At 29.0% G+C, this 20,371-nt stretch carries 15 protein-coding genes and 1 pseudogene; 12 read left to right on the forward strand and 4 right to left on the reverse strand.

Features of this window, described 5'->3' with window-relative positions:
• Positions 1–131 precede the first annotated feature (131 nt).
• The 4 genes from I6U51_RS19545 (at position 132) to I6U51_RS19560 (ending at position 3,176) form a co-directional block, all read left to right on the forward strand.
• Positions 132–431: a hypothetical protein gene (locus tag I6U51_RS19545; RefSeq protein ID WP_211144247.1), complete on the forward strand. Its 300-nt coding sequence runs from the start codon at positions 132–134 to the stop codon at positions 429–431.
• Between the two features lie 223 nt (positions 432–654).
• Positions 655–1,062, forward strand: coding sequence for a (deoxy)nucleoside triphosphate pyrophosphohydrolase (locus tag I6U51_RS19550; protein WP_343069738.1), 408 nt, complete (start codon positions 655–657; stop codon positions 1,060–1,062).
• 132 nt (positions 1,063–1,194) lie between these two features.
• A complete protein-coding gene (locus I6U51_RS19555) occupies positions 1,195–2,736 on the forward strand; it encodes an AAA-like domain-containing protein (protein ID WP_211144249.1) in 1,542 nt (513 codons plus the stop codon).
• A gap of 62 nt (positions 2,737–2,798) precedes the next feature.
• Positions 2,799–3,176 carry an HIT family protein gene (locus tag I6U51_RS19560; protein ID WP_211144250.1) on the forward strand — a complete coding sequence of 126 codons (378 nt, stop codon included), beginning with the start codon at positions 2,799–2,801 and terminating at the stop codon, positions 3,174–3,176.
• A gap of 58 nt (positions 3,177–3,234) precedes the next feature.
• Here the strand turns inward: I6U51_RS19560 and I6U51_RS19565 are convergent, their stop codons facing one another.
• Positions 3,235–3,852 carry an ankyrin repeat domain-containing protein gene (locus I6U51_RS19565; protein WP_211144251.1) on the reverse strand — a complete coding sequence of 206 codons (618 nt, stop codon included), beginning with the start codon at positions 3,850–3,852 and terminating at the stop codon, positions 3,235–3,237.
• Positions 3,853–4,307: 455 nt separating this feature from the next.
• Here I6U51_RS19565 and I6U51_RS19570 point away from each other — a divergent pair, with 455 nt between their 5' ends.
• The 6 genes from I6U51_RS19570 to I6U51_RS19595 all read left to right on the forward strand — a co-directional run bounded on the left by I6U51_RS19570 (position 4,308) and on the right by I6U51_RS19595 (position 13,011).
• Complete coding sequence (locus I6U51_RS19570) at positions 4,308–5,321, forward strand: Wadjet anti-phage system protein JetD domain-containing protein (RefSeq protein WP_211144252.1); 1,014 nt, start codon at positions 4,308–4,310, stop codon at positions 5,319–5,321.
• Between the two features lie 73 nt (positions 5,322–5,394).
• Complete coding sequence (locus I6U51_RS19575) at positions 5,395–7,020, forward strand: hypothetical protein (protein WP_211144253.1); 1,626 nt, start codon at positions 5,395–5,397, stop codon at positions 7,018–7,020.
• Positions 7,020–7,736, forward strand: a complete 717-nt coding sequence (locus tag I6U51_RS19580) for a DUF6063 family protein (protein ID WP_211144254.1) — start codon at positions 7,020–7,022, stop codon at positions 7,734–7,736. The genes I6U51_RS19575 and I6U51_RS19580 overlap by 1 nt, the downstream gene beginning before the upstream one ends.
• Positions 7,729–12,114: a coiled-coil domain-containing protein gene (locus I6U51_RS19585; protein WP_211144255.1), complete on the forward strand. Its 4,386-nt coding sequence runs from the start codon at positions 7,729–7,731 to the stop codon at positions 12,112–12,114. The genes I6U51_RS19580 and I6U51_RS19585 overlap by 8 nt, the downstream gene beginning before the upstream one ends.
• Positions 12,115–12,269: 155 nt before the next feature.
• Complete coding sequence (locus tag I6U51_RS19590; protein ID WP_211144256.1) at positions 12,270–12,626, forward strand: nucleotidyltransferase domain-containing protein; 357 nt, start codon at positions 12,270–12,272, stop codon at positions 12,624–12,626.
• Between the two features lies 1 nt (position 12,627).
• Complete coding sequence (locus I6U51_RS19595) at positions 12,628–13,011, forward strand: HEPN domain-containing protein (RefSeq protein ID WP_211144257.1); 384 nt, start codon at positions 12,628–12,630, stop codon at positions 13,009–13,011.
• A gap of 218 nt (positions 13,012–13,229) precedes the next feature.
• Here I6U51_RS19595 and I6U51_RS19600 read toward each other — a convergent pair.
• A pseudogene (locus I6U51_RS19600) lies at positions 13,230–14,252 on the reverse strand (IS3 family transposase).
• A 234-nt stretch (positions 14,253–14,486) separates the two neighbouring features.
• Between I6U51_RS19600 and I6U51_RS19605 the strand changes: the two are divergent.
• Together I6U51_RS19605 and I6U51_RS19610 are read left to right on the forward strand one after the other, a co-directional pair.
• Entirely contained in the window at positions 14,487–17,669 is a 3,183-nt protein-coding gene (locus I6U51_RS19605) for a DUF3427 domain-containing protein (protein WP_211144258.1), read from the forward strand.
• An 86-nt stretch (positions 17,670–17,755) separates the two neighbouring features.
• Positions 17,756–18,124 (forward strand): YunG family protein, encoded by a 369-nt coding sequence (locus tag I6U51_RS19610; RefSeq protein ID WP_211144259.1) that lies wholly within the window; start codon positions 17,756–17,758, stop codon positions 18,122–18,124.
• Between the two features lie 86 nt (positions 18,125–18,210).
• Here the strand turns inward: I6U51_RS19610 and I6U51_RS19615 are convergent, their stop codons facing one another.
• Entirely contained in the window at positions 18,211–18,735 is a 525-nt protein-coding gene (locus I6U51_RS19615; RefSeq protein ID WP_211144260.1) for a hypothetical protein, read from the reverse strand.
• Positions 18,736–18,748: 13 nt separating this feature from the next.
• Complete coding sequence (locus tag I6U51_RS19620; RefSeq protein WP_211144261.1) at positions 18,749–19,639, reverse strand: ParA family protein; 891 nt, start codon at positions 19,637–19,639, stop codon at positions 18,749–18,751.
• Positions 19,640–20,371 lie beyond the last annotated feature (732 nt).

Below are 20,371 nucleotides of genomic sequence, written 5' to 3' on the forward strand. Positions count from 1 at the left end.
AAAAGGTATAGCTTTCTTCAAAATTTTGGCGTAGCCCTCCAACCCAGCTATACTAACCGAGTTCTGCTAATAATTCGCCATAAGTTACTGCAAAAGCTACATCTGTTAAGCTCGTTTTAAGTTTCGTAGAAGTGAAAAAATGGAAAATTGATATCTATATAATAGATAAAATTATAGAAGTTTACAGGATAGTATATGAAGGTAAATTTATAATAAGCGCTAAAGAAAAACATTATGTTATGTTTAAGATTCAGGATGATTATGGGAGTGTAATTCTATATGACGCAAAAAATTTTGAGATTATTTCAGATAAAAATACTAATTATATTGAGAAAAAGATATCAGAAGATAAGTATAGGTTTACTCATAAGTTTATTCGTTATGACGGGTTTTGGTCAATTTTAAATATGCTTTGGAAATTGAAAGAATAAAAGAAAAGGATAGATTTGCAGTTTTTATTGTGCTGATTATGCCTTAAGTTAGGAGAAAGAAAATCATTGCTTGCTAAAATGAGACTTAGGGACTGTACAATAAAGGCCTCTTTTGGTGGTTATTATGACTAAAAGAGGTCTTTGTTTTGCAATAAAAGATTTAAGATGTGTTATAATATGTATATTATACTAATTTGGAAGTTTTGTTTAATATTGATATGGAGTGATTATTTTGAAAGACGTAGTAGCTGGGATTGTTGTTAAGGAAGGTAAAATATTAATTGCCAAAAGAGCTGAAGGACAAAAGATGGAAGACAAGTGGGAGTTTCCAGGGGGAAAGATTGAAGAGGGTGAAACACCAGAGGAAGCATTAATAAGAGAATTTAAGGAAGAGCTAAATGCAGATACAGAGGTAGAAGGATTTTTCTGCGAAAGCATTTATAAATATGAATTCGGAGCTATAAGGTTGTTGGCTTATAAATGCAAATGTAGTGATAAGGCTTTTAAATTAAGTGTACATAGCGAAATAAGCTGGGTGGAACCTGAGGATATTTTGGAATATGATCTTGCACCAGCGGATATTCCTATTGGAGAGAAGATATACAAGGAATATTATAAGAGCCTGTATTAGGTAGAAGTTATTAATTATGATAAAACTTATATCCCGGGATTTAGATTGTTTTGTTATAATAAATATATTGGTAGCTGTACGGAAGGAATTTAAATAGAGTAGCTCACGATTATGAAAGGAGAACATTTTATAATGAAGGAATTTAATGTTACGGGGTTATGCATACCTGAAAAACATTTTATGGTTGATATAAGTGGTAAGGTAAAGAAGATTATTCAAATGGTAGATAAAGGAGCTTATTTTACAATTAACAGGCCAAGGCAGTTTGGTAAAACCACTACATTCAATCAATTAGTAGAAGAATTAAGCAAAAAATATGTTGTAATTGATGTTAGTTTTGAAGGAATTGGTGATGATGTTTTTGAAACTGAAGAGAAATTTTGTGAAACTATATTTGAAATACTGGCTAGAAATGTAAAATTTACAAACAAGGAATTGTATAAAATACTGAAAAGTTATGTAGATGCAACAAAAAACTTTAATGATCTATCCGAAAATATCACTGATATGGTTGATAAGTATGATAATGATATGGTTTTAATCATAGATGAGGTGGATAAAAGCAGTGGCAACAGAGTCTTTATGCAGTTTTTAGGTGTACTTAGAAATAAATATTTATCAATGAGTGCTAAGAAAGATTTAACCTTCAAAAGTGTTATATTAGGTGGAGTAAATGATATCAAGAATATTAAGCTTCAAATTAGAGATGAAAAGAATAGAGTTTTCAATTCTCCTTGGAACATAGCTGCAGATTTTAAAATTGATATGTCCTTTTCTTCTGAAGAAATTGAAACAATGCTTAATGAGTACGTAAATGAAACGGGAATAGACATGGATGTAAAGCTTTTATCCAAAGAGATAAGAAATTTTACTAGTGGATATCCTTATCTTGTAAGTAGACTTTGTAAAAACATTGATGAATACCTTGGAAGGGAATGGACATTAAAAGGACTTCAAAAATCTATAAAAATGACATTAAATGAACATAATACTCTTTTTGATGACGTTATTAAAAATATTGAAAACTATGATGAAATAAAAACAGTAGTTTATCAGATATTAGTAGAAGGAAAACAAATCCCTTATAATCCTTTTGTTTATGAAAAGGGATTGATGTACGGAATACTATCAGAAGACGATGGTAAGCTTATTATGAACAATAAGATTTTTGAAATGTTATTATATGATTACCTTATTGCTCAGAAGGATATCCAAGAAGCTGCATCAAAACTTACACAAGTAGATAAGAATGAGGTCTTAGATGCTGAAGAATTAAATGTGGAAAAAGTTTTATTAAAGTTTCAGGAATTTATGTATGAACAGTATAGAGAAGAAGATGAACACTTTTATGAAACTAACGGTAGACTTATATTTTTAGCATACTTAAAGCCTATTTTAAATGGAAAAGGTTTCAGTTTTGTAGAACCTCAAACAAGAAAAAACAAAAGGATGGATGTAGTAATTACTTATGGAAATAAAAAGTACATAGTAGAACTTAAAATATGGAACGGTGAAGTGTATAGAGAAAAAGGAGTACATCAGCTTGTAGAATATATGAAGGAGCAAGGGGTAAAAGAAGGATATCTGCTAACCTTCAATTTCAATAAGAATAAAAAATATACTGCAGAGTGGATTAAAGAAGATGGAAAAAGAATATTTGAAGTAATGGTTTAAGCTAACGGATGTGAGATAAAAAGAAAGCTATGTTGTTTTTATATTAGAAGGAGAGAAATAAAATGTCAGAATGTATATTTTGCAACTACAACAAATCAGAAATAATAACAGAAAATAAATTTGCCTTTGCTATAATGGACAAATTTCCTGTAAATGAAGGCCATGCATTGATAATACCAAAAAGGCATTTTCCATTTTTATTTGAGGCTTCAGAGGAAGAAATAAAAGCTATATATAGCCTTATGCATGAAGTTAAGGAAATGTTAGATATCCAGTATGAACCAGCAGGGTACAACGTAGGAGTTAATATAGGCTACTATGCTGGACAGACAATAAAGCATTTGCATGTTCATTTAATTCCAAGATATAAGGGTGATGTAGAAAATCCTAGAGGTGGAGTTAGAAATTTAAAACAAGCCTTAGTTGAATATGATGGGTAAATAAATTGAACCTCTTTGTGTTTGGTTTCACTACAAAACCAAACACAAAGAGGTTTATTTACGCGTATTTTTGTATAATGGCTTTGATTTTTTCATTCTGACAAGCTTCTAAAGGAGTTAGTCCTAAGGAATTTTTTGAATTAATATCGAAGCCAAGACTTATAAGGGCTTTTAAAAACTCTTCAAAATTTTCGTCAGGACAGCCGATATAATCATCATGAAGAAGTGTGTTTTTATATTTGTCTCTTATATTTATATCAGCTCCATATTTTACAAGAAGATTCAGAAGCTCTACAGAATAGTTAAAGGTGCAGTAAAATATAGGAGTCTTACCGGATATGTTGAGTCCATTAACTTCCACTCCTTTTTCTAATAGCATAGTTATTACGTCCATGCTAGGCTTACTCCGTGCACAAAGCCTATGAAGAGGAGTTTCTGAGAGACTGCCATGATGGCTGTTAATATCGGCACCGTTATTTATTAGGATTTCAATTACTTCAAAATAATTATTTTCACAATTATCAATAGCAAAAAAAAGCATCTTCTCAAGCTCTGAATTATAATTTAAATCCTTAGCGTCCTTAAAATAAGATCTTATTTCACTAAGGTTTCCTTGTTGAATGAATGTATAAATTGATTTAGGCTTTGAAGAAAATATATTACTAAATATTCCCATGATAGTTACCTCCGGTTAATTACACATTTTATCATACTGAGATAGTAAATACTTAAAGCATTTATGCAAAGTTTTTACATTATAAATGGATTTCATCTATTTATAATAATATCCTATACCAGCACCTATGACTAGTGTTAAAACAATGATTACAATGAAATTTTAGATTGAAAGCTAATTAGAATTACCTGACAACGAGTAATAGGGATGGCAGAGGTAATCCTGATATAGCCGATGATAAAATTATCAGGCTCATTGCTAAAACTGAGAATTTGTACTAAACATGATAAAATAATAAATGTTATTGAACTATAAAGAAAAAAGTCATAAAAAATACTTTAATAGATATAGCCAAGGAATCTATGAAAATTAAAAGTACTGATTGATAAAAATAAGTTATAATTAAGTAAAATACTACCTGTCATAGGAGCTAAAGGACAAAAAGGAGGTATATTATGAAAAATTTAAGAAACATCAGCAAGAAATTTGTAGAATTAGATGAAATAGAAAAAATATATAAAACTGAAACCTATGAGGAATTATGTAACATAGTTAACAACTTACTAAAAGAAAAAAAGATTTTACCAGTAAAAAGCAGTGGAGGAAATGGTAAAAAGCCAACTCTATATAAAAGGTATAGGTTACTAAGTGATAGTGTTGATAACAATAATCTTCTTGATGAGATAGATTATAAGCTTTCAACTAAGTTAAGTATTGAATATTATAAAAATCATTTAGATAAGTATGAAGAACACAGAGAATACGTCCTTAAGCTAAGTGATTTTTTTGATAATAATCAAGAATTATTGAGTTCACCTGTTTCTATGAATGAAAGGTCTTTTCAAATATGGGGAAGAGAGAAGTTTCTACAAAAGGAAGGTGGAAAAACTATTGTAAAAAATTTAGGATTAGAATTAGATGAGCTAAATTATTATGATACCTCTGAACCTTTAGCATATTATTCAAAATCAAAAGAGATACCTCAGAAGGTGTTGATTTTAGAAAATAAGGATACGTATTATACTATGAGAAGGCATTTAATAGCTGGAGGAGAAACTATATTAGGTGAAAATATTAGCACTTTAATATATGGTGGAGGAAAAAATATTAAAAAGGCTTTTAATGATTATAAAATATCAGTTGAAGATTATGTATCAGATAGTAAAAATACCATATTATACTTTGGTGATTTAGATTATGAGGGAATAGTTATATACGAAGGCTTGTTTGAGCTATTTAGTAAAGAATATAATATGGCTCCATTTATAAATGGATATAAAAAAATGATTGATAAGGCAAAAAGTGAATCAATTTGTTTACCTAAAACTAAAGAAGGACAAAATAAAAATATCAATGAAATATTCTTAAGAGAATTTAATAACAATTATAGAGTTGAAATAGAGAAGATATTGCAAGAAGGTTTTTATATACCACAAGAGATAGTGAATATTACAGATTTAAGCATATGAAAAGAAATAAGAGACAAAATAGGCGAGAATACTGGTCTATTATTTATTTGATTATGCCTTATAGGAGGAAAAAATGGATTTTGGCTTTTTAGATGTGCAGCATATTAGAATGAAAAAAATAGGTGCTTATGCTTTACTTTTTAGAAATAGCATAGCTAAGGGTACCTGGAAAAAGTATGGTTTTGAAGAGGGGTATGAACAGGATAATTTAATATTTGCAGTATTACTTTATATAATGGAACAATCCTTGAAAGAGGACATATGCACTATTGATCATATAGGGACATTTATTGATGAAGTAAACAATCTTCATTTTAAAAAGGGAATTACATATGAAGAGTGCAAGGAGTTAGGTGAGTTTATAGTTAATACAATTCTCTGTGATGAAGGTAAGGCTATGTATTTTAAAGCTTATAATTTTAAATTAGGAGAGTATAACGATATAAATATAAGCTTTATTAAAAACAAAATGGAATATATTGAAGGTGTAAGAAGGGTATCATACTCGTTAACTGATGATGGATACTCACTTCTTTTATCTACTTTAGAAATAGAAGAAAATTTAAAAATGACTATTCATGAAATAGTGTTTAAAATGCATTTAGAAAAAGCATCTTATGATAAGGCAGTAGACGATATTAAAAATATATTTAATATGCTTAGAATAAGAGTTCAAAGCATGGAAGATGCCATAAGAAAGATTAAGGAAAATCCGCTAGCATATTCTACTGAGGACTACAAATCTATGATGGAAGGAAATTTAGAGCTTCTTAATGAGACTAAAAAGAAGTTTATTATTCATAGAGAAATGGTGAAGGAAAAAATTGATGACTTTATTGAACATGATATACATATAAAGGAATTGAACAAAGAAGAAAAAGAAAATCTCAATAATTTGAAGATAATAGAGCAATATTTAAGCAGAACTATTGATGAAGATCAAAGAGTTTTAAGAAAGCATTTTGATTTAAAAGAGGTCTATGGAAAAGAACTTGAAAACATTTCTAAAATGTCATTGATTGAAAGATTTAATTTTAGGACTGAAGTTTATGAAAAAGTATTGGACAATCCAAACAAATTAGAAGATATTGATATATTTTTAAGGCCATTATTCAAAATGATGCCAAAAAAATTTTATAACATAAATAAAGCTTTAGAGTATCAAAAGACAATTAGAAAAAATGAAATAGAAGAAGATGAAGAAATTACTTTTGATGAAAAAGAGTTTATTGAAGCTGAAAATAAGAAAAAATTAGAAAAGCTAGAGAAGTATAAAGGTGTAATACAAATAATATTAGAGCTTGCAATTCAAAGAGAAAGCATTTCTTTAGGTGTTATTAATTCACTAATTAAAGAAAGTGAAGTATTGTTAAATACATTAATTCCAACGGTAGAGATATTTAGAGAGGTAATTATTGAAATGCTTAAGAATAAAAGCATAGACATAGCTGAAATAAGAAACGAGCGAAAAAATTCTGTTGAAACTGGAGAAATAGAATTTCAACTCAATAAAAGCATTTTAGAAATTATAGATGAAAACAGAAGCTTTAAGAATATAGCAAAGATAAATATTGAAAAGCTTTTAAATAATGAGGATATTAAATTGGAAGGTCTGCGTAATGAAAATGGAGATATAAAAAACTTCATATGTTCGGATATTTCCTTTGAGATTATAAAAGCAGGAGGACAAAGATTATAATGCCATATACAACTGAAGAAATTAAGATCAGCAATAAAATATTTTATTACATATTAAAACATGGTGAGTTAAAAGAGGAAGCAGGGGAGCTTTATAAAGCTTATTCAGAAAATGAAAATATAACTGAACTAGTTAAAGAACTTGGGGAAGCTTCAGAATGTTACGTTAAAAAGTACGGGGGAGTAGTATACCTTATACCAAAGGAAGATAATGATTTTTTAGGATATTCAAAAGGTGAGCTTAAGAAAATATTATGTAAGTCTTCAGCAAATGATAAGGATTATTATCTATCTCAATTTGTAATATTAACTCTTTTGGTTGAATTTTATAGTTCACAGGGAATTACAAGTAATTCAAGAGAGTATATGAAGGTTGGAGAATTTTTAAATATTATTACTGATAGACTAAACGATGGGGTTAACAGGACAGCTAACAATATAGGCAGTGAAGAAAGTGGAATAGCCTTTGAAAATATACTTGAGAGATTTGAAGCCTTAAAAAGCAGTGACAAGAAAAGCACCTCTAAGACAACAAAGGAAGGCTTTATAAATACAATTTTAGATTTTTTAGATAGCCAGGGACTAATTTATTATATAAAAAGCGATGATATGATTAAAACCACTAAAAAGCTTGATAGCTTTATGGATTGGAATCTTTTAAATAAAAATAATTATAATAGAGTATTAAAAGCTTTAGGAGAAGAGATAAATGAGTAAGATAAACAAAATAAGGTTTGTTAATTTAAACTATAATAACAATACCATGAAGATAGATGATGAGAGTTTTTATTTAGATGGTGAAAATACCATGCTGAACTTAAGAAATGGTGGAGGCAAATCTGTACTTGTACAAATGGTCATGGCTCCCTTTGTTAATAGAAGGTATAGAAATATAAAGGACAGAACCTTCGAAAGCTATTTCACATCTCCTATACCTACATATATATTAATAGAATGGAAACTAGATGATGCTGCAGGTTATCTATTAACTGGTATGATGGTTAGAAAAAAAGAAGTTTCATCTGATGAAAACTCAAAGGAAAAATTAGATATTATTAACTTTGTTCACGAGTATAAAGAGAAAAATGAATATGATATCAATAGTATTCCTGTAATTGAAGAAAAAGATGATAGAAAAATAATAAAAAGCTATGCAAATGCTAAAAATCTCTTTGAGAATTTGAAAAAAAATAGAGATTTGAAATTTAATTATTATGATATGAATAATTCTTTAACGACAAAGAATTATTTTAGTAAGTTAGAGGAATATAAGATTAATCATAGAGAATGGGAAACTATAATTAAACAGGTAAATATTAAGGAATCAGGTTTATCAGAACTTTTTACAAAAGCTAAGGATAGCAGTGGACTGGTTAGGGAGTGGTTTCTACCAGCTATTGAAAATAAACTAAAAAGTGATGAGGACAGAATTGAAAATTATAGAGAACTAATAGACAGGTATATTAAGCAATATAGAGCTAACAAAGCTAATATTGATAAAAAGGCAAAGATGGAGCTTTTTAATGAGTTATCTAAGAATATAATAAGCTCTTGTGATGAATTTATAGATACTACTCTAAAGAGGGAAGCTCTAAAAAATAAAATAGCAAATGTAATAGCTTATTTAAGAGAAAATCTTCAGGATAAAGAAAAAGAAGAGCTTCTACTTGAAGAGTTAATAAATACTCTTAATGATAAAATAACAGAGTTAAATTATGAAAAAGAATCCATTAAAATTTATGAAAAACAAGATGAAATAATTAGTTTACAAGATACTATTAAGACACAAATGGAATTAGTAAAAGAAAGCGAATTAAGAAAAAACAGCTTAATAAGAAAAGGTAATATCATAGAGTGTGCAAAGATACATAGGGAGTATCAAAATACTTCAAAAGAACTTCAACAGTATGAAACCGAATTAAGGATATTAAACAAAAAGAATGAGGACAATGCCCCACGCATTAATAACTTAGGCTTTACTATAAAAGGAATCTTACAAAAAGAATTAGAGTCTATAAAGGAGCAAAAAGAAAATAAGCTTGCTTCAAAGAAAAATTTAGATAAGGAAAAAGAGAATATAAAAAAATCCTTAGAAGCTAATAGAAATGATATTAGTGATTTAAACCAGAAGCAAGGAAGTTTAAACTCTGAAATTTCATATTTTGATAAGGTGGAGCAAAAATTTAATAGCAGGTATGCTTTGGATTTGTTTAGAAATATTTCAGGATATTTTGATAATGAAAGATTACTTGTTATTGATAAGGAAATTAACAATGAGGGACTTACGCTAGAAAAAGAAAGAAAAAATATTGGGGAAAACATATTAAGTAGTGAAGAACTATTAAAAAGTAAAGAAAGCGATAAAATAAAGAACTTAGGAAGTATTTCCGATGTTAAAAATAAATTAAGCAATAAAAAATCAGAGCTTCAAAAGGATGATGAAGAAATAGAAAAAAGAAAAGAAATAATTAAATATATTGATTTTGATGAAAGTAAGGTTTTTGATTCTGAAGAGATAATTAATGCTTTTAATAGAAAGATAAATCTATTAAAAGATGACGAAATGAAGCTTACAAAAAGCTTTGACAATATATCTTATGAATTAGAAAAGCTTAAAACTGGTAAAATTTTAGATTTACCTAAGGAAGTTGAAGTAAAGCTTAGAGAAAAGGATATTAATATAACTTATGGTATGGAGTGGCTTAAGAAGAATGGGTATTCATTTGAGAAAAATGAAAAGCTTGTAAAGAACAATCCCTTTATTCCATATTCATTAATTATGGATTCTAAAGAAATAGAGACTTTAGAAAAAGAATCTTTAGATATATTCACCTCCTGTCCTATATCAATAATTAATAGAAAAGACCTTGAAAATAGCTTGGAAAGTTCAAAACAGGACATTGTAGATTTGAATGGAGTTAGATTCTTTATATCCTTTAATAATAAGCTATTAAATGAAAGTGAGCTTTTAAAATTAATAAAGGATAAAGAACTAGAATTAGAGGAAATACAAAAAAAGATAAATGCTAGGAAAGAAAATATTGGATTTTATGATGAAAAAAGAAATTATATAAAATATTCCTCTCTGACACTTAAAAACTATGAAACTTTAAAAGAAGAAATTGAATTACTTAGCAGTGAAGATTTAAGATTAAGAGCAATAGAAATTGATTTGGAAAAAGAGATTGTAAGCATTAAAGAAAAGATCACAAACTATGAGAGAAAGGCACAAGCATTAGATAAAGATATACAAAACAATATTAATAAAGCTAAAGAATTTAAAGAATTAAAAGAAGACTATGAAAAGTATAAAAAGAATAAAAGCGCTTTAGAAAGAGTATTAGAAAGATTAACTATAATAAATAATCAAATAGACAAAGATGAAAAAAGAACTAGTGGAATAGAGAACGAAATAATAGAGTGTGCTGATGCAATTAGGTTTTATAACTCTAAGGAAGGGGATTTGTTAAAGAAACTGGCAGTTTTTAATATTTATAAATCTGGAGAGGTAATAGAAAAGGATAAGGAAGACTTAGTATCTGAATATGATGCTCTTACAAAGGATATTACAAGTTCAGAAAAGGAACTGAGAAAGAAAATAGAAGAACTTTCTAAAAAGTTTGGTGAGGTTGAAGATGAACTTAATTTGAAAGCTGATAAATATGAAATAAAAGAAGCTGAATATATTAATGAAGCTTACGATATGCATAAGGAGCTTGAATTCAAGGATGAACTTGATAAAGAAAGGCAGAATTATAATTATCTAAAGGATAAGTATATTGAGTTTGATAAGAGTTTAGAAGTTGCAAAAAGTAAATTAGAAGATTTGTATAATAAACTTAAAGAAAAATTTAATAAGGAGGAGCCAAAGGATAAGGAGTTATTAATTTCTAAAAATTTCAAAGAAGAGATAGAAAAAATAAAAATAGAAATTAAAGAAGCTACTAACAACAAGAAAAAGGTAAGTGTTATAAAAACAAGGATTGATTATAACTTAACTAGTTTAAATGAGTTTAATGATTTTAATATTAAAGAGGAAGTTGATATAGCCTTAGATTTTAATGAATTAGATGAGGTTATTGGAAAATTAAAAAGAGATTTAAATAATATTAAGACACAAGAAACTACAAGAGAAAAAAATCTTACAAATTTAGTTGTAGATATTGAGATAAAAGATGAGTTTAAACAGGAAGCTTTGTTTAAAGAGCCAATTCAAACACTTAAGAGCTTAATAAGTAATCCAATAGAATTTAAGGAGCAGCTAAAGCTTATAATAAGTTCTTATGAGCTTATTATGGAAAAATTAATGGCAGACATTGAACTAATTGAAAAAGAAGAAGGTAAGATATTAGAAAGTCTATTAGAGTATATTAAAGATGTTCATGAAAATATTGAGAAGATAGATGATAATTCATCGATAACAATAGGAACAAAAAGGTTAAAGATGCTGAATATAAGTGTTTCTGATTGGGAAGAAAATAAAGAGCTTTATAAGGTTAGATTAAAGGATTATATTGAACAAGTGAGAAATCAAAGTTTAGAAGCATTAGAGAAAAATGAAGATATAGAAGACATTATCAGCAATAAAATCAACATAAATAAGTTATATGATGAAGTGGCTGGAATTGGAAGTGTAAATATTAAACTTTATAAAATAGAAGAAGATAAACAAAGACAGATTACCTGGGATGAAGTTTCAAAAAATTCAGGGGGAGAGGGCTTTTTATCTGCATTTGTAATACTATCAAGCTTATTATCTTATATGAGAAAAGATGAAAGTGACATATTTAGCAGAAAAGAAAGCGGAAAGGTGCTAATAATGGATAATCCTTTTGCCCAAACAAGTTCAGCACACCTTTTAAAACCATTAATAGATATTGCTAAAAAGAGTAATACACAACTTATATGTTTAACAGGACTAGGTGGGGATTCAATATACAATAGATTCGATAACATTTATGTTTTAAATCTTATATCATCTAAGCTTAAGAGTGGTGTTAAATATTTGAAGGGTGAACATACAAAAGGTGAGGATGAAAAGGAAGTAATTGTAGCATCGAGGTTTAAGATAGAGGAACAAATTAAATTGTTTTAAACCATAGATGAGCAAGAAATGTATGAACAGATTAGATATGAAGACATTTGTAGGAAGAGTTAACTAGTATATTGTTAAGAAATCCTAATTTGGATATAATTAAACTAAAAAAGTGGTTGATAAAGTCTAGACAAAATAGTGGGAGATGATACTGTATGAATAATGAGGTTAGTTATTGCTTAGATAAAAGTTTAAGATTAGATATAATTAAAGTTAAAAATGTAATCTTTAGTCAACTGAATAATCCTCAAATATTTCTCTTTGGTTCAATAGCAAAGGGTTGTTATTCTAAATACAGTGATATAGATATATTGATATTAATTGATTCAAATAAATCTGTAAAGGAATTAAGATTACTGAAACATAGTATAGAAGATGCTATAGAAGATGTTGATGTTTATAGAAAAGTGGATATTAAGTTGTATAACAAAAATAGATATAATGAGTTATGCAAAGAACCAGGTTTTGAAAAAAGTATATTGGAAAATTTGGTGGATATAAGGAGTTGGTAGTATGGTAAAGCGTGATATGTTCTATTTTGAAGACATTGATGAAAAATTTATAGAAACAACTAAGAACTGTGAAGGGTTAGAGGATGGTATTCTTGTACACTGTCAGCAATGTATAGAAAAAAATCTAAAAGGTATTATATTAAAAAAATATGGTATGGCAAGCAGAGAGCATAATTTAGTTAAGCTATTAGAAATTTTATATCTAGCTGACTATCCACAGTTAAAAAAGTATAAAGGATTATGCAGAGAATTGAAAGATTTTTATTTTAGTAGAAGATATGCATCGGATGACTATGAGTTTTTAACAAATGACGAATATAAGGAGTATTTAAATAACTTTTATGATTTGTTAAATGAACTGAAAGAAATAAGAGAAAACTTGTAATTCTTCTTCATCAAACTAAATAAAACTTTTTCAAGGGATGCTTTAGATTTTAGAAGAGGTTTTTATGTAACAAGAATTGAAGAACAGGCAGTAATATTTATTCAAACTACGATATGATTATAGGCGGTATAGCTGATGATAAAATTATCAGGCTCATTGCTAAAAAGAGTGATGATAGTGATAAAATGTACCCTTTGTCAAGGACAATGAAAAAAAAGTTATATTAAATTAAGAAGATGATTTCTGTATTGTACAGGAGTCATCTTTTTTAGTCTCCATTGATATCTATAGTTATTGTAGTAAAATATGTAGTCTTCGATTTCTTCCTTAAGTTCATTTAAAGTTTCACATGATTTAATGTATGCTTCATCTTTAAAGTGCCCAAAAAACGATTACTGAGGAGCATTATCCCAGCAGTTACCACGCCTTGACATGGATTGTCCTAGGCGACAGCCTTTTACCAGGCTTTGAAACTTAGGACTTGTATAGTGGGCGCCCTGATCAGAGTGAATAAATGCATCTGTAGTAAGTTTAACTTGTCCTTCATTCATTAGTTTATATATCATATCTGTAGCTATATCAAGTGTCAATTTATCTGAGCGGTTGTATATCAGAATTTCATTAGTGGATCCATCCTTAATTGTTGATAGATATGCCTTTTTACCATTGCCGTAAAATAAGTAAGTTATATCTGTAAGAAGCACCTTCCCAGGTATATTTTGTTTAAAATTCCTATTTAATAAATTAGGCATGGTGGTATGTTCTTTAGTAGCTTTCATTATTCTTCTATAAGGATTGGCTTTTCTAATAGGGCAAATAATTCCGTACTTTCTCATTATCCTCCTTTCTAACATATCGAGTTTTTTTAGCAATTCATTTTCAGCTTTCAGCAAACTAATTTGTGCCTTAAGACGTTCATATTTTTCTTCAATGGAGAGTTCCTTCTCTCTAGGCCTTCCTGAATTCTCTTTTCTAGTATCCTGTAATCCCAATACACCTTCCTTGTCGTATGCAGTACGCCATCTATAAGCAGCCATTTCTATGCGCTTTTTCCCCAAAATATTTATGTCAAAACCGCATTCTTCGAATATTGACCTTGGGAACTTGCCTTTTCCGTCCTCACTTATAAAAATGCGCTTAAATTCATCAGTATAGGTTATTCCCTTCGCGCTGAAGCGCTTAACATATTTGTTCTTAGATAGTATTTCTATTTCTTCATTTGTGAATGTCTTCTTGCTCATTCAAACTACTCCAATCTCTCAATCTCCGTTTGTTTTATTATAACAAAAATACTCTATAGGGTAGACTCTTTTTTCTCTGTCTACTCTATAGGGTACATTTTAGTGAGATTGTCACTATTTTTGCATACAGTTCATTGAATTGCCTTTATTTTTGATAAAAAAGTAAAAATAAGTTACAATGGTGGATATATAAGGAATATTATAAAAGCCTGCAGTAGGTAGGAGGCATTAACTATGATAAAAGATGGAGTTTATGAACAGGTTATATATGAAGATCTTAAAAATAAATTAAAGGAATTGGATTTAGATAAATATATTCTAGAAAAAGAAACTATAGATGTGGAAGAAGCGAAAACTATACTGACAAGATATATATCCTCTGTAGTTAAAAAATGTTTAAGATTTATAAGAGAGAATAACAAACAAAATGATAAGGAAGCTTTGCTTTCACAAATAAAAGCTTGCAATGAGCTTATAAAAAGCTTAAGTAAAATAGCTGATGAAAAAAATATTGCTGGACTAAAGATTGATGAAGAAGGGGAAATGCTTACAGCCTTATATTCAAAAATAAATAGTATTAAAGCTGTAAAGGAAACTAAGGCAGTAAGACCTGTGACGCCACTTTCTCAAAGCTCACTTTTTACTGGTTCAAAACAGGAGCCGGACATGATGAGTGAAATAAAAAAAGAAATACTGTGCTGTGATTCTATTGATATGCTGGTATCTTTTATTAAATGGAGTGGTCTAAGATGTATAATTGAGGAGCTTAGAGAGTTTACAGAGCAGGAAAATCATAGGTTAAGAATTATTACTACCTCATATATGGGAGCCACTGATTATAAAGCTATAGAAGAACTTAGTAAGCTTAAAAACACTGAAATAAAGATATCCTATGATACTGATAGAACAAGGCTTCATGCAAAGGCTTATCTTTTTAAAAGAGAGACAGGCTTTACTACAGCTTATATAGGATCTTCTAATTTATCTAATGCTGCTCTTACTTCAGGACTTGAGTGGAATATAAAGGTTACTGAAAAGGATTCCTTTGATATTATAAGAAAGTTTCAGGCTACTTTTGAAAGCTACTGGAATGATGATGAGTTTAATAGTTTTAATGAAAGCTTTGAAGAAGATAAGAAGAGGCTTATAACTTCTTTAAAAAAGGAAGGCAAATCTGATAATAATAGCCACACTGTATTTAGTTTAGATATACATCCTTACTATTATCAGAAGGAAATATTAGAAAAACTTAAGGCTGAAAGAATACTATATGGTAGACACAAAAATCTTATAGTAGCAGCTACGGGAGTTGGAAAGACAGTTATAGCAGCCTTTGATTACAAGGACTTTGTAAAAGAACATAAAAAAGAAAAGAACAGACTTTTATTTATAGCTCATAGAGAAGAAATATTAAGACAGAGTAGAGATACCTTCAGAGCTATATTAAAGGATAATAACTTTGGAGATTTATATGTAGGTGGAAACATACCGGAATCCATAGATCACTTATTTATGAGTATTCAAAGCTTCAACTCTGCAAAGCTTTATGAGAAGACCACTGCTAATTTTTATGATTTTATAATTGTAGATGAGTTCCATCATGCAGAAGCACCTTCCTATGGAAAACTTCTGGACTATTATGAGCCAAAGATACTTCTAGGATTAACTGCTACTCCAGAAAGAATGGATGGTAAAAATGTATTAGAACGCTTTGATGATAGAATAGCAGCGGAAATGAGATTGTCAGAAGCTATAGATAAAAAACTCTTAAGCCCATTTCAATACTTTGCAGTATCAGATAACGTAGACTTATCAAAGCTTAAATGGACTAGAGGCGGCTATGATAAAGGGGAGCTTCAAAAGATATATACAAGCAATGATCTTAGAGTAAGTGGAATAATAAGCAGTTTACATAAATATGTTACGGATATTGATGAAGTGGTAGGGCTAGGTTTCTGTGTAAGTGTGGAACATGCTAAATATATGGCAGATAAATTTAATAGCAGCGGAATACCTTCTATTGCAGTGCTTGGAGAAAGTAACAGCGAAGAAAGAAACAATGCTAAAAGAAGCCTTACAGCTGGTGAAGTAAAGTTTATATTTACAGTAGACTTATACAATGAAGGTGTAGATATACCAGAAGTAAACACAGTACTATTTTTAAGACCAACAGAGAGTTTAACGGTGTTTTTGCAGCAACTAGGAAGAGGTCTTAGATTGTGTGAAGGAAAAGAATGTCTCACAGTACTGGATTTTGTAGGTCAAGCTCATAAAAACTATGACTTTGAGCAAAAATTTAAAGCTCTAATTGGGAAATCAAAACATTCAGTAGAATATAACATAAAAAATGGATTTTTAAATTTACCAAAGGGCTGCTATATACATTTAGAAAAGCAAGCTAAGGAATATATATTGAGAAACATAAAAGGCACTAAGCTAACTAAAGCAAGCCTTATAAGTAAGTTAAAGTACTTTGAAAGTGATACTGGTAAAAAGCCAACACTTAGCAACTTTTTAGATTATTATAATTACAGTCTTGTTGATGTTTATGGTAAAAATGGAGATAGAAATTTCACTAGAATGAAGGCTGAGGCAGGATTGATAGAGGAATATATAAATAAAGATGAAGAAGTTATTACAAAGAGAATGAAAAATCTATTTCATATTAATTCAAGAAAGCTTATAGAATTTGCAGTAAAAGTGTTAACTTCAAATTCTAAATTGGAGACTAGTAAATTAAGTGAAGAAGAAAAACACATGCTTGGAATGCTATACTATAGCTTTTATCTAGAAGCTCCAGAAAAGCTAGGATATGAATCTTTTGCAGAGGCCTTATATAATCTTTGTGTAAACAATAAGGAATTAATAGAAGAAGCTGTAGAAATTCTTAACTATAATTATTTACATATTGATTTTATATATAAAGCGGTTGATCTAGGAGCAGATGTTCCATTGGATTTACACTGTAATTACTCCATAGATCAGATCATGGCTGCCTTTGGATATTTTAATGAAAATAAAAAACCATCCTTTAGAGAAGGTGTAAAGTATTTTAAAGAAATGAAGCTAGATGCCTTTTTTATAACCTTAAATAAATCAGAGAAGGATTATTCTCCTTCTACTCTTTATGAGGACTATGCTATAAATGAGAGATTATTTCATTGGCAGAGCCAAAGCAGAACGAGTGTGGAAAGCGAAACGGGACAGAGGTACATTAATCATTTGAATACAGGTAATAAGATAGTTTTGTTTGTTAGGGAGAACAAGAAGAAGGACGGGATGGCTGCAGCTTATACTTATCTTGGAGAGGCGGAGTATGTAAGTCATAGCGGAAGTATGCCTATTAGTTTTGTGTGGAGGTTGAAGGAAGAGATACCGGCAGGGATGATGGGTGCTGCTAATAAGGGTGTAATGTAGAAAAATAGAAAGATTGAAAGAATGCAAGAGTATGTACTTTATAGAATGTGTTAATCAATATTGATTTTTATCTGGAGGGAACTATAGTGACTGATTATAAAGAACAAGATATACAAGAATTTTTGAACATATTGCATAAATGTTGGTCAATCAATTCCAGTTCAAAATGGACTTTAGATAACCCAGCAAAGGGACAATGCGGAGTAACTTCATTGGTGGTTAATGATTTTTTTGGCGGTGACATATTAAAAACAAAAACATCTGGAGGTTGGCACTATTATAATAGAATAGACGATAAATGTTTTGATTTTACACAATCACAGTTCTTAGAAAAACCAATCTATTTAGATGTGTTATCAAGCAGAGAAGAAGCATTTTCTGATACAAACATAGAACAATATAGTTATTTAAAGAACAAAATCGAACAATATATAAAAAATAATGATGCGTTATAAGAAGGCATAATTGGAAGAATAATTAGATAAAAATTAAATAAATAGAAAAAAAGGTAAGGCAAGGGAAATACATACATTCCCTTGCCTTATTCGGATTTACTTACAGTTCTAAATACCTGTCCAACTTTTGAAAGTTTAGAGGCCCTTTCAATTATATAGTCTATAATTACATTTACATTTTTTTGTTTATATATTTTACCATTTAAATCAGGAGTATATGCCTTAGTGATCTTTATTAAGTCTTCTAGCTGCAGTAACATTAGTTCTTCTTTTAACCTATCTTCGCCTACATCTCTAAAAGCAGTAACCGGGTTTAATAGAGGAATCTTAGTATCATTTGAAGCATCGCTACAACTATCTATTTTAATCGAAATATTAATATGCATGTTTATCCTATCAGATTTGTTCTGCAGCATTTCAAGTACTGATGTTAGTTGTTTTATATCATTTATATTAAACTTATTATTAGATGGGGTAACAAAATCAGAGGACTTAAGATCTTTTAAAACTTGATTAACATATTTTTTAGTAAATCCTTTTTGAATTATACCCTCTATTCCAATACCTTCCTTATAAAGCTGAATAATCTGATCTTTTTTAGTAACTTTCATATAAAACCATCCTTTATAAATTAGTCCTACTCATAAACTCTAGAGCAAGATTTCTATAATCACTATAGTTGCTATGATATTTCTTTTTAATTGTACTAATTGCCTGATCAAAGTCTGCTATATTAGAGGAACTATCTCTTTGATATATTATTGATTCAAAAAGCTTAGGTACATAGCTAGGATCTTTTGTAGGCTTAGTTTGTCTATTCTGTAAATCACTAAGGGTACGTTTATGCATGCCACTGTTTTTTATCATTTTATTAATAATTAGTCCTAATTCACATAAGTTGTAAGAAGGATTTAATCTCTTGATCTTTCGTTTTGATAACTCTATTTTATCAAGCATCTGAGGTATACCATAGGTGGATAAGATATCTGGGATTACTGGAATTACATAATAATCACTAACATAAATACCATTTAAAGTGATAAGAGCTAAATTTGGAGGACAATCAATTAAGACGTAATCATATCTATTTATCAAATCTCTTTTTAAATGTTTTGATAATATAGGTATTGAATATTTATTTGTCTCATGATTTTTATCAAGTTCTGACAGCCTGTCACTTAAGTCAATTAGATTAAGGCTTGAAGGTAATAAATGTAGATTATCATTACCACCGTTAATATTTGAAGTTCTTTTTATTATGGAATCTTCAATATTAAAGGCTTTGGTGTTATTTAATTCATCAAAAAACATTTGATGAATAGTTTTGTTATTTTCATTTGCTTTCTTCCAAGTATCCTGATTAATAAGTAGAATAGTGGCATTAGTTTGGGGATCTAAGTCTATCACTAATACTTTCTTATTAAACTCATAGGTTAAAAATTCAGCCAATGCAACTGTAGTTGTAGTTTTACCTACACCACCCTTTAAATTAATGAAACTTATAACTTTTCCCATAGTGTCTCCATTTTAATTAATACAAGACATTTATATTCTTTTAAAGAATAAATTATTCAGTAAAAAACAGATGATATTGTAAAAGATAGAGTATTAGTAAAGAGTATAGTAGCTACTTACGAAGGTGCAATGATAGTGGGAGGGGGGGCAAGTTATTTTAAAATAGAAAAAGTAGATAAGTTTCCTATAAATAAAGGTTACTATGCCAGGAAGACAATATTACAATTGCTAAAAAGAGTGATGATAGTGAGGTCATCAATCTTTTCTGTATACAGTTCATTGAAGTATCTTTATTTTTGATAAAAAAGTAAAAATGCGTTATAATATGTATATATTACACTAATTTGGTAGTGATGTTTAACATTTTGTAAATATAAGGTGATAGACATAAATAAAGAAGATACTATAAAACTTGGCAGTGTAGCAGAGGATTTGTTTATTGATATATTTTCAGAAACCTTTTGAATAGACAGAACAAATGGGATAGTAATTCAATATCCTTTTGTAGATATATACGGAAATAATAGGTCCATATGATCTGTAATGGAGAGAAAATAGCGGTAGAAATAGATGGAGAAACCTATCATAATCCTAATAAGGTTTCCGGCAATAAATACTATGATTATTAAAAACAGAATATTAAAATATATATTATTTAAGCGGAGATAGCTGTTTAGTTATAGAATCTTATACCATAGTTATACAATGTGTGATGGATTATCCAATGATATT

The sequence above is a fragment of the Clostridium aciditolerans genome (assembly GCF_016316925.1).
Classification (GTDB): domain Bacteria; phylum Bacillota; class Clostridia; order Clostridiales; family Clostridiaceae; genus Clostridium_AM; species Clostridium_AM aciditolerans.

Excerpts from the sequence above, each read along its gene's own strand:
- I6U51_RS19555 (WP_211144249.1), top strand. The coding sequence starts at position 1,195 with ATGAAGGAATTTAATGTTACGGGGTTATGCATACCTGAAAAACATTTT.
- I6U51_RS19560 (WP_211144250.1), top strand. The coding sequence starts at position 2,799 with ATGTCAGAATGTATATTTTGCAACTACAACAAATCAGAAATAATAACA.
- I6U51_RS19565 (WP_211144251.1), bottom strand. The coding sequence starts at position 3,852 with ATGGGAATATTTAGTAATATATTTTCTTCAAAGCCTAAATCAATTTAT.
- I6U51_RS19570 (WP_211144252.1), top strand. The coding sequence starts at position 4,308 with ATGAAAAATTTAAGAAACATCAGCAAGAAATTTGTAGAATTAGATGAA.
- I6U51_RS19575 (WP_211144253.1), top strand. The coding sequence starts at position 5,395 with ATGGATTTTGGCTTTTTAGATGTGCAGCATATTAGAATGAAAAAAATA.
- I6U51_RS19580 (WP_211144254.1), top strand. The coding sequence starts at position 7,020 with ATGCCATATACAACTGAAGAAATTAAGATCAGCAATAAAATATTTTAT.
- I6U51_RS19585 (WP_211144255.1), top strand. The coding sequence starts at position 7,729 with ATGAGTAAGATAAACAAAATAAGGTTTGTTAATTTAAACTATAATAAC.
- I6U51_RS19590 (WP_211144256.1), top strand. The coding sequence starts at position 12,270 with ATGAATAATGAGGTTAGTTATTGCTTAGATAAAAGTTTAAGATTAGAT.
- I6U51_RS19595 (WP_211144257.1), top strand. The coding sequence starts at position 12,628 with ATGGTAAAGCGTGATATGTTCTATTTTGAAGACATTGATGAAAAATTT.
- I6U51_RS19605 (WP_211144258.1), top strand. The coding sequence starts at position 14,487 with ATGATAAAAGATGGAGTTTATGAACAGGTTATATATGAAGATCTTAAA.
- I6U51_RS19615 (WP_211144260.1), bottom strand. The coding sequence starts at position 18,735 with ATGAAAGTTACTAAAAAAGATCAGATTATTCAGCTTTATAAGGAAGGT.
- I6U51_RS19620 (WP_211144261.1), bottom strand. The coding sequence starts at position 19,639 with ATGGGAAAAGTTATAAGTTTCATTAATTTAAAGGGTGGTGTAGGTAAA.